Here is a 10,006-nt window from a genome sequence, read left to right as displayed (position 1 = left end):
GAAACCAATGAATCCTGATTCGAACCCACAGTCAATTCAAAACCCGGACCCGGTTGCGGATGAAAGCGCGCTCAAACCGCGCCGCTGGTTTCCCCACAAGGCGCTCAGCGTTTACATGGTCATCGTCTGGTTGTTGCTCAATAACAGCATCAGCCCCGGCCATATTTTGCTTGCCGTCTTCCTTGGCTGGTTGATTCCCTGGTTAACCCAGGCGTTTTGGCCGGAGGTCCTGCATATTCGCAAACCGCTGCTGGTGCTGAAAATGGCTGCCATTATTTTTTATGACATCATCATCGCTAACCTGGTCCTTGCGGTGCGCATCCTCGGGCCGGTCAATAACTTGCAACCGGCATTTGTAAAAGTCCCGCTCGACATCGACCACGATTTCACCATCGCACTGCTCGCCAGCATTATTTCGCTCACGCCCGGCACGGTATCCGCCGATGTGAACAAAGAAGGCGGTTATTTATTACTGCATTGCCTGCACGTCGCCGATCCGGAGGCGGAAATCCGCCTGGTCAAAGACCGCTACGAAGCCCCGCTCAAGGAGATATTCGAATGCTAACTACCGCTGTGGGTATCGCCATGTTTATGTTTGCCGTTGCCATTGCACTGAATATGCGCCGGCTGGTGATCGGCCCGTCGTTGCCGGACCGCATAGTCGCGCTCGACACCATGTACATCAACACCATTGCGCTGCTGGTGTTGTTCGGGATTTACCAGGGCAGCATGTTGTATTTCGAAGCGGCGTTGCTGATTGCGATCATGGGTTTTATCGGCACGGTGGCGTTGTCCAAATATTTATTGCGCGGCGATATCATCGAATAGGAAAACCAACATGTGGGTTGAATATCTCGTCAGTTTTTTCGTCCTCGCCGGTGCCGCATTCGCGTTGATCGGCTCAATTGGCCTGGCGCGTTTGCCGGATTTTTACATGCGCCTGCACGGCCCGGCCAAAGCAACAACCCTCGGCGTTGGCGGCGTCATCGCCGGCTCAGTGATATTCTTTTCCACCCGCAGCGACGGATTAAGTTTGCACGAATTGCTAATCGCCTTATTCCTGTTTATCACCGCGCCGGTCAGCGCCCACATCGCCGCCAAAGCTGCACTGCATTTAAAACTGGAGGCAGTGGAGCGGACGAGGAATAAGCCGTGGGAAAATTAAGTGCACACGTTTTTGGATAGGTGTTATTCAAGTAAATGTTTTCAAACCACATCAAATTATTTACCGAATAATTCAATCTAACTTCATCATTTCGTTATCGCTGATGGCTGACGCGATATGCAATCTGTATTAGTGCGCCGGTTGTTGGGTGCATAAGAATAAATCTGATTCACATCCCGGAGGAAAAATGGCACTGACGCAAATGCAGTTAATTCAATCACTCGGCGAAGCCATGTCCTGGTTCGAGCGCGAGTTGCAGTGGGGCGTTCCTGCCACTGAACTTCGACACCTTTGCGGACGTATTGGTGAACTTTATGCAGCGCTTATCACCAACGGACAAATGGCGCTTAAGGTAAACCAGCACGGTTACGATGTTGTGAGTGGCCAGGGCGAGCGGATCTCGGTAAAAACTACTGCCAAGATGAGCAATAGCGGGCACATAGCATTCAATCCAAATACCCTGTCAGAAGTGGATCGCATAATTGTTTTGCGCGTTAACACCGAAGAAATGCAAGTTGAAACATTGCTGGATGTTTCAGTGGCCGAAGCACTCACACTCATGTCCCCCGACGTCGGCGGGCGACGTGTACTGCCGATGAATCGGCTTATTAAAACAACAAAGCCGCGCGCGGAAATTAAAACGGTCAACGAAGTTGTCTATAACAATTACAAAATACGCGAGCTGGAAAGTGGCAGTATTGAAGTTGAAAAAGACGGTGAATTAATAAGCCCGGCCAAACCGGCACTGCGAACGCTTGCGTTGCAATTAAATATCGCTTTGCTCAATACCAATGGTAATTCGCTGAATACTCGCCAACTCGGCAGCCAGATAATCAAAAGTATCGAAGCGTTAAAAAATACAGGTGATCAACATTTGTTTGATTCTGGTGATTCTGTTTTTGATGCATCTGCAATTTAATTCTCCAATCAACAAAAACGCATACGTCTATTTGTTATGGATAAACTTATTCAATTACAAAACCTTGCCAGAAAAAGGCAAGCAACCATACGGGGAGGCTATAAAAATATAGGGGATTTCCACAACGGAATTTATGAATGTGACTTTGTTTCCCCCTACACAAAATCTGCCTGTAATATCGATGCGCCGATAATGATCATGCTGCAAGATTGGGTTGGTGTTGATAAGTTATCCGGGCCAATCATTCAGGATGCAATTAATTTGGGGCACATTCCTTCCCTCCCAACCAATAAACGTCTCAAAGAACTTCTTGAACGCCATTTCCATCTTTCGCTTTCAGATACCTACGCAACAAACCTGTTTCCATTTATTAAATATGGAAATTTGAGCGCAAATATCCCGCTAAAAGACATGGTGTGGGCTGCGCAACAATTTGGTGTTCCGCAAATAGAAATAGTACAACCGGATATTGTCATATGTCTGGGGTTGAGAACATTTAACGCATTGCGTAAATCCGTTGGGTTACTTTCTTGTCCAACAATAGGTATTGCTATTAAATCGGTATTCGCAATCGGGAAAAGTAAAATATTTTGCCAGGCACACACTGGAACACTGGGCCAGATCGGGCGTAGATATGAGCAGGTAGAATTGGATTGGTGTTCTATGTCCAGACTCAAGCGTCATAACAGTTGAATTAAAAATAACACGGCCATTCTAATATCAGGCTTTTAATTATGGTAATGCCGATAGTTATACAACAGTGATACGGTCATATCCCGTAGCGGCTTTTATAAACAGGTCCATTTCAATCGCAACATTGGAGTTATTTATGAACATCCACGAAAAACTGAATTACGTCGAATTCGCTGCGCATGATTTGCAGGCAACCAAAACATTTTTCGCGGCTGTGTTTGGTTGGGAATTTGTGGATTATGGCCCTGAATACACAGCCTTTTCCAACCAGGGATTGGATGGTGGTTTTTATAAAGCGGACCTGAGTAATAAATCAGAAAACGGTGGCGCTTTATTGGTTTTTTACAGTGAAAATATCCAATCCACATTGAAGAAAGTCGTTGATAACAAAGGCAAAATTGTCCGCCCGATTTTTGAATTCCCCGGTGGCTTCCGTTTTCACTTTGCCGAGCCAAGCGGCAATGAATTTGCAGCCTGGTCGGAAGCAAATTGATCACGGTTACATAATTAAAGTGGAAATTATGTAACCGTTTTTATCTCTATAATTAGATTATTCATCACAAAAATAGATTAATTCCGCGATTTCCCAACTTGACGATTATCCCGGCGGCGCGCACTATGGCTGCCTCGGGAATTTCCACCCATTCCCTTCGGAGCCCGGCGCCAACAACAATAAAGCCGGTCATCCGGGATGGGTTTTTAGTTGTCCATCCGTGCGTTCCCAACAAGTGCTGCGTTGTAGCCCAGCAGCCACTGCGCCTTGCGGCGTATCGGTGTTTTCGGTCTTTATCCCTGCTGCCTGCCAGCGGGAATTGTTGCGTACAGCAACAGAACAACAATCCGAATAACAACGATATTGCTACGACAAGGTAATCCACATGAAAACCAAACTCTTTTCCAAGCGTGTTGGCCTATTTTCCAAAAGGGCTAGTCAATGCGCCGCGCTCACGTTAGCGATCAGCTTTTTTGCTGGCACAGTGCACGCCCAAACATTAGGTTCCAATTTAGCCGTGACTGGCCCCAGCGCCGGCGCCGATGGCTCCGGTTTTGATAACACCAAACTCGTGCGCGATGGCAACACCGCGACTGTGTCGGTAGCAAGTGGCACCAGCAACCAGCGCGTGTCGGTGAAGTGGGGCAGTGCGGTGAGTTTTAACACCGTCATCTTGCGCGAAAGCGGCAGCAAAATTACCAATTGGCAATTAGTCGATAACGACAGCGGCACTGTGTATGCGAGTGGCACCGGCATAGGCGCAGAAAAAGTGATTAATGTTGGCCCGCGTTCTTCCAAAAAAATTAATTTAATTGTGAATGCGACCAGCGCTCCCGGTATCGCTGAATTTGAAGTGTATAACGCAACCGGCACAGTTACTTCATCCAGCAAATCCTCTTCCAGTATTGTGGTAAGCAGCTCTTCCAAATCGTCAGTGTCCAGCAGCAAATCTTCCGTAGTGGTGAGCAGTTCCTCGAGCAGCAAATCCTCAGTGGTGAGCAGCGCAATTGTTGTTAGCAGTTCGAGTGTGGTATCGAGCAAATCCAGCAGCAGTGTTTCGTCAATTTCCGATAACGGCAACATCAGTGCCGATTGTATTCGCCTGGCAACCAACCCATCGGTTAACTGGCGCGATACCTCGTTAAAAACCGATCAGGAAATTGTCAGTTGTTTGTCCAAAACATTAGGCAAACCTGTGGGCTACGGTGAAAAAGCGCTCGGTGGTTTTGATCCAAACGGCAACAGCAAACTCACCATTATCACCAAAAATTCCAGCACGTCTGTTGAACAACAAATCCTTACCGCTATCACCGGCGAAGCACATAACTGGATTGTGTTCGATAAAGTCCAGTTCGCACAGCCGCACGAAATTGGCATGTATCGTTTGGGTTGCAGCAATCCGACGGTGCAATCGATTCTCGGTGCAACCGCAGCCGAATGTGTGAATTACACGCAATGGTGCGCAAAAAATGGCGTGAACAGTGCCAATTGTGTAACGCAATTTTTTAACACGGCGATGAACAAATCCAACAACCCGATTCGCAATCCGGTTATCGGTTCCAATAAAACCATCGATGGTCGCGGCAGTGAAGCCTATTTCCTGTTCAGCGGTTTTGCGATTGGTAAAGACCAAACCGGCACACCCACCCAAACCGCCAACAGCGTGATCCTGACCCATTTGAATTTCAAAGGCGCGGGCCATACCGAAGACCATTATTGCGATCCGGATATGATTCGCTCCACCGGCGCATCGCACGATATCTGGATTCACAAAAATAATTTCGACACCACTGGCGATTCGGCGTTTGATGTGAAAGTGGGTGCGTACAATGTGACTATGTCGTTCAACCGTTTGATCAATGTGAAACGCGCCGTGCTGCATGGCTCCAGCGACAGCCACACAATCGATAAACAAATCACCACCACTATGCACAACAACGCATTTATCACTACCGATGATAGTTACCAATTGTTGGGCAACACGTTGCGCCGCGTGCCGTTGCTGCGTCACGGTAAAACACACATGTTCAACAACGTGTTTATGAATTATCGCAACCAGATTTTGAGTTTGCGTGTCGGTGCGAGTGCGTTAATGGAAGACAGCGTCTTTGTGGTAAACGCCGTGCACCAGGAAAAGAGTACAGTGGAAGCATCACTCGCAGAAATCAGCAGCAATTTATTTAAAGATATTAGCGGTGGCTCGTTCCGCAATGACCGTAACTTCCTGTGGTTTGGCGATAGCGCCTGTAATTTAACGGCAGCCACCAAAACAACGCTGACCGCAACCAACGGAACTGTTGCCAATCTCGCCAGCAATTACAATTCTGCATCACAAGCGACCATCAATAACTGGCGCTTTGCAGCGGGTCAGGATCTGGTGGATTACGTGAACGCAACCGCAGGAAAATACGGCCAGATTCCGTACAACTCTCCGCTAGCTGCGGATAAGTATTACGTTCTGGGTTTAGGCAAATCGTCGTGCCAGAATCGTTAAACAATTCTGGTAAACCAGTAAATTAAAAACCTGTTGAGAAATTTGCGTTAGGAAAACCCCGGTGCATAACACCGGGGTTTTTTTATTGCGCAAAAAACCGTGGAGGATTGCCGACGTATTACCTACAATCAGTACCATTGCATTAAGAGAGCAGGATTTTGCATGAGCACTGCAATTGAAGCATTTAACGCCCTGAAAAAAACCATGGATTCCTATTCGCCTATCGGTGCAGAAACCTGGGCAGCATTTAGGGATATCGGTAAATACCGCGAACTAAAAAAACATCAGGTGCTGTACCCGCTGGGAGAAATTCCGCCGTCGTTTGCCTTTGTGTATTCGGGTTTGTTCAGAACCTTTATCACCGACGAAAACGGCAACGAATATAATAAAAATTTTTTCTACGAAGGCACATTTCCCGGCTCCATGACCGCGTTGCTGCGCCATGAACCGTCGCAATTTGCGATTGTGGCACTGGAGCCAGCGCAGATTATTGAAATCGATTTTCCCGCATATCGTTCGCTGCTACATGCGCGTGAGGATTTGAAACTCTTCCAGATTTATTATCTGGAGCGCAATTGGCTACTCGCCAAGGATGCGCGTGAAGTAGCCATTGTCCAGGAGGATGCGACCCAGCGCTACTTGCAATTTATTGAGGATTATCCATTTCTGGTTGAACGTTTATCACAACACCATATCGCGTCGCATTTGGGAATTACGCCCACCCAGTTGAGCCGTATCCGCAAAAAACTCTGATGTTTGCCCTTTAACTTCTTAATGTCAATTATCAACCTATGTAAATGAATTCGCGTTAATCGCTCTTTATGCTGGCGTTATTAGTCAAGCAGAGAGGGTGATATGGTGAATATTATTGATGCACTGAACTGGCGTTACGCGGTTCGCGAATTTTCCAACGACATTATTGCGCCTGAACAATTACAGCAATTGCTGGATGCAACGCGCCTGAGCGCATCATCCTACGGGTTACAGCCGTATCATTTACTGGTTATCCAATCGCCACAGCTCAAACAACAACTCGTTGAGTTTTCACTTGGGCAGGAAAAAGTTGCACAGTGTTCGCATCTGGTTGTATTTGCCGCGCACACGAATATTGGCGATACCACTGTCAACCGTTACGTCAAACAATTTTCACAAACGCGCGGTGTAGCTGCTTCGCAGTTAGCCAATATGGATGAACATTACAAAGCGGCGCTGGCAGTGATGGATCAATCACAAAGGCAGGAATGGGCGCACCAACAAGTGTATATCGCGTTGGGAAATTTCCTAACCTGTGCGGCGTTGATGAAAATTGATACCTGTCCGATGACCGGCATTGAATTTGAAGGTTATGACCGCGTGTTGGGTTTGCGCGAAAAAAACCTCACGACAACAGCAGTATGTCCGATTGGTATTCGCCATCCGCAGGATGCGAGCGCCCGCGAAAAGAAAGTGCGTTTTGCTGAACATGACATGGTGACCTTGCTATGAATTATTTTTCATGGCTGGCATTACTTGCGGGCGCCGCCATTGGCATCCAGGCGGGAATGAATGCACAGTTGGGTGTGTTATTGAAAAGCCCACTGCTTTCTGCCGCCGTAACTTTTATCGTGGCCTGTTGTTGTGTGCTGATAGTGGTTGCGATCACAACACGCCAACTGCCTTCGTTAACCAGTGTGCAATCGGTGCCCCTGCATTTATGGTTTTCCGGTGCGATCAGCGCGTTTGGTGTTGCCTCATTTTATTTTTTAATTCCACGTATGGGCGTCGGCCCCATGATGTCTTTTGCACTGACCGGGCAATTATTGGTTGCGATGCTGGTGAGTCATTTCGGTTGGTTTGATTTACCGATCAAACCCATCAGTTTTTCCAAATGCATGGGTGTGCTGGCGATGGTTGCCGGCATCGTTTTAATTAATCGTGCGTAATTTTTATTGTATTAACGGGTGACAAATATGAGCGATCTGGATCAATTGAATATCGATAACCTCACATCACTCTGGCGAAAAATGGGGTTAAAAAAGAATTCCGAATTTTTAGTGGATGGATTAACAATTTCCCGCACGTGGCCCAACCGTTACTGGTTTGATTGGCATGCAGATATAAAGCAAATTAATGCCCTTGCACCAGTGCTGGATCAGTTGCCATTAACTGCTGTTGTCCCGGTATGGGAGGGGGCGGGTGTAGCTGCACAACAACTGGAAATTTTTTTAAAGGATGAATGCTTCCAGATTTTATTTACACAGCTTGCGATGTACCTGGATTTGCAATTAACAGCCGTACCTGAATTACCGGCGCCGGATATTATCACCGTTCAGTCCGCAGCGGATATTGAAACCTGGACTGCAACGGCCAGCGCCGCGTTCGGGTATTGGATTGATATCGCTGCGATTCAGGCGATTGTCGATTTACCGGATATTAAATTGTTATTGCTCAAACAAGATGGGCAAGCAGCGGCTACCGCGTTGGTTTATCAAACAGGCGATATTATTGGCGTGCATTTAGTTGGAGTGCCGGAACAATTTCGCGGACAAGGTTTAGCGCGGGTATTAATGCAATATGTTATTGGATTGAGTATTACCATGGGCGGAAAATTTTTAACCCTGCAAGCGTCGGCCGCTGGCGAGCCACTTTACCGGCAGCTTGGATTTATCCCGCAGTTTGTAATTAAAAATTACAAACGAAGTTGAACCGTAGGTTGGGCACGCTTGCGATGCCCAACATGTCCATGTCTCCGATAGTTATCATGCATACAATTAAGAGCGACATTATCGAGCTTTATTAAATTGTAATTTATAAATAAAAAACCCGTCGCTCCACCGGAGTGACGGGTTTTTTTAAACGATGAATTGTTAGTTAGCTTGTTGTTCAATATCCGCAGTCGCCGTTGCAACAATACGCACACCATCATCTCGCGCCGGTGGCATGTTGGCGATTTCATTTTCAATCCAGTTTTTAATATCTTCTGTTAACTGTTTGCGGTCTTTCCCTTCTGTAGCAAAAGGTTCACTGATTACGACACGAATAGTGCCGGGATATTTAACGAAATGCTTGTGTGGCCAACACTCACCGGCATTATGGGCAACGGCGATAATGGGCACGCCGGCACTGATGGCAATATCCGCACCGCTGCGCGCGTAATTTCCAACCAGGCCAACAGGTGTGCGCGTGCCCTCGGGAAAAATTAAAAAATTATTTCCCTGTTGCAAACGTTCAATGCCTTTCTTTTTAATTTCTTTAAGTGCCTGTATGGGATTACTGCGATCAATCGCGATAGGTCGCAAGCTCGCTAAACCCCAACCAAAAAACGGGATGCGGAATAATTCTTTCTTGAGGATGGTGCTGACCGGGCCAAAATAATATTGCAGGAACATGGTTTCCCAAGTGCTTTGATGCTTGGCCATGACCACGCAGGGAAATTTATCGGCATGCTTGCTGCCGGTAATTTCAAAGCGCACGCCGCAACATAACCAGATCCAGAACATCACAAAACGATTCCAGCAGGTGACAATACGCCAGCGCCAGCTATAGGGAAAAATGGGCCAGATAATTACTGCAACCAAACCAGCCAGGGCGCTGGTAATGTTATAGCCAATGGCAAAAATTAAACTGCGAAGTTTTAGCACATGAAGCCCTGTTACTGTTGTTGGCCAGCGACGATTATAAAATCTGCTGCTGCCGATAAATTATCAAATACTTGTACTTGCTCCGCATCAATAGCGGGAAAACCTGTTTGCAAACCGGGCACAGCCAATTGCGCAAGAGTGCGCACGCCGTTACCTGTTCTTACCAATACAGGTTTACACGCTTTTTGAACAGCGGCTTGGAGGTCACGCAAACTATCGCCAATAAAATAACAACTTTCCACAGAAGTATTAAATTCAGCTTCAATGGCATCCAACATGCCGGGTTTTGGTTTGCGGCATTTGCAATTATCTTCATCGCGATGCGGGCAATAAAAAATTGCACCAATCTCGCCGCCTTGTTCTTCTACTAACCGCGTAATTTTTTCATGCATCGCCTCAAGGTCTTCCAAATCAAATTTATCTTTGGCGAGGCCTGATTGGTTGGTGGCAATCACAACTGTAAAACCGGCTTTGTTGAGTCGTACAATTGCATCGATGCTGCCATCAATAGGTACACATTCATCAGCAGATTTTACAAAGTCTTCGCGGTCGTAATTAATAACGCCGTCGCGGTCGAGGATGATTAGTTTCATTGGGTAACCCAATTAATGGAAATGTTTTA

General features: G+C 46.9%; 13 protein-coding genes. 11 read left to right on the top strand and 2 right to left on the bottom strand.

Translation table 11 applies throughout. The features are described 5' to 3' along the window. Positions 1-7: 7 nt before the first annotated feature. The 11 genes from A596_RS14700 (at position 8) to A596_RS22205 (ending at position 8,448) form a co-directional block, all read left to right on the top strand. On the top strand, positions 8-565 hold the full coding sequence (locus A596_RS14700) for a Na+/H+ antiporter subunit E (RefSeq protein ID WP_084128391.1): 558 nt from the start codon (positions 8-10) through the stop codon (positions 563-565). Continuing rightward, positions 559-828 (top strand): K+/H+ antiporter subunit F, encoded by a 270-nt coding sequence (locus tag A596_RS14695; protein ID WP_039916077.1) that lies wholly within the window; start codon positions 559-561, stop codon positions 826-828. The genes A596_RS14700 and A596_RS14695 overlap by 7 nt, the downstream gene beginning before the upstream one ends. Positions 829-838: 10 nt before the next feature. Then, the gene (locus A596_RS14690; protein WP_039916074.1) at positions 839-1,165 is read left to right on the top strand and encodes a Na+/H+ antiporter subunit G; all 327 of its coding nucleotides are present in this window, start codon (positions 839-841) and stop codon (positions 1,163-1,165) included. A 187-nt stretch (positions 1,166-1,352) separates the two neighbouring features. Next, positions 1,353-2,084, top strand: coding sequence for a DUF6998 domain-containing protein (locus A596_RS14685; protein ID WP_084128388.1), 732 nt, complete (start codon positions 1,353-1,355; stop codon positions 2,082-2,084). 36 nt (positions 2,085-2,120) lie between these two features. Then, positions 2,121-2,777, top strand: coding sequence for a hypothetical protein (locus A596_RS14680; protein WP_039916071.1), 657 nt, complete (start codon positions 2,121-2,123; stop codon positions 2,775-2,777). Positions 2,778-2,913: 136 nt separating this feature from the next. Further along, entirely contained in the window at positions 2,914-3,270 is a 357-nt protein-coding gene (locus A596_RS14675) for a VOC family protein (protein ID WP_039916068.1), read from the top strand. Positions 3,271-3,655: 385 nt separating this feature from the next. Beyond that, a complete protein-coding gene (locus tag A596_RS14670) occupies positions 3,656-5,764 on the top strand; it encodes a pectate lyase family protein (RefSeq protein ID WP_052417540.1) in 2,109 nt (702 codons plus the stop codon). A gap of 162 nt (positions 5,765-5,926) precedes the next feature. Next, positions 5,927-6,517, top strand: a complete 591-nt coding sequence (locus A596_RS14665) for a Crp/Fnr family transcriptional regulator (protein ID WP_039916065.1) — start codon at positions 5,927-5,929, stop codon at positions 6,515-6,517. A gap of 102 nt (positions 6,518-6,619) precedes the next feature. After that, positions 6,620-7,249 carry an NAD(P)H-dependent oxidoreductase gene (locus tag A596_RS14660; RefSeq protein ID WP_235425739.1) on the top strand — a complete coding sequence of 210 codons (630 nt, stop codon included), beginning with the start codon at positions 6,620-6,622 and terminating at the stop codon, positions 7,247-7,249. Beyond that, a complete protein-coding gene (locus tag A596_RS14655; protein WP_039916062.1) occupies positions 7,246-7,686 on the top strand; it encodes a DMT family transporter in 441 nt (146 codons plus the stop codon). Before A596_RS14660 ends, A596_RS14655 begins: the two co-directional genes overlap by 4 nt. 27 nt (positions 7,687-7,713) lie before the next feature. Further along, positions 7,714-8,448, top strand: coding sequence for a GNAT family N-acetyltransferase (locus A596_RS22205; protein ID WP_052417539.1), 735 nt, complete (start codon positions 7,714-7,716; stop codon positions 8,446-8,448). Positions 8,449-8,610: 162 nt separating this feature from the next. Here the strand turns inward: A596_RS22205 and A596_RS14645 are convergent, their stop codons facing one another. Further along, positions 8,611-9,384, bottom strand: coding sequence for a lysophospholipid acyltransferase family protein (locus tag A596_RS14645; protein ID WP_039916060.1), 774 nt, complete (start codon positions 9,382-9,384; stop codon positions 8,611-8,613). 11 nt (positions 9,385-9,395) lie between these two features. After that, positions 9,396-9,977 carry a D-glycero-beta-D-manno-heptose 1,7-bisphosphate 7-phosphatase gene (gene gmhB / locus A596_RS14640; protein ID WP_039916057.1) on the bottom strand — a complete coding sequence of 194 codons (582 nt, stop codon included), beginning with the start codon at positions 9,975-9,977 and terminating at the stop codon, positions 9,396-9,398. Positions 9,978-10,006: the final 29 nt, after the last annotated feature.

The organism is Cellvibrio mixtus subsp. mixtus J3-8, from assembly GCF_000766945.1.
In the GTDB taxonomy this organism is placed as follows: domain Bacteria; phylum Pseudomonadota; class Gammaproteobacteria; order Pseudomonadales; family Cellvibrionaceae; genus Cellvibrio; species Cellvibrio mixtus_A.
Note: the sequence above shows the minus strand (reverse complement) of the source record. Positions and strands in the feature narration are given on the sequence as shown.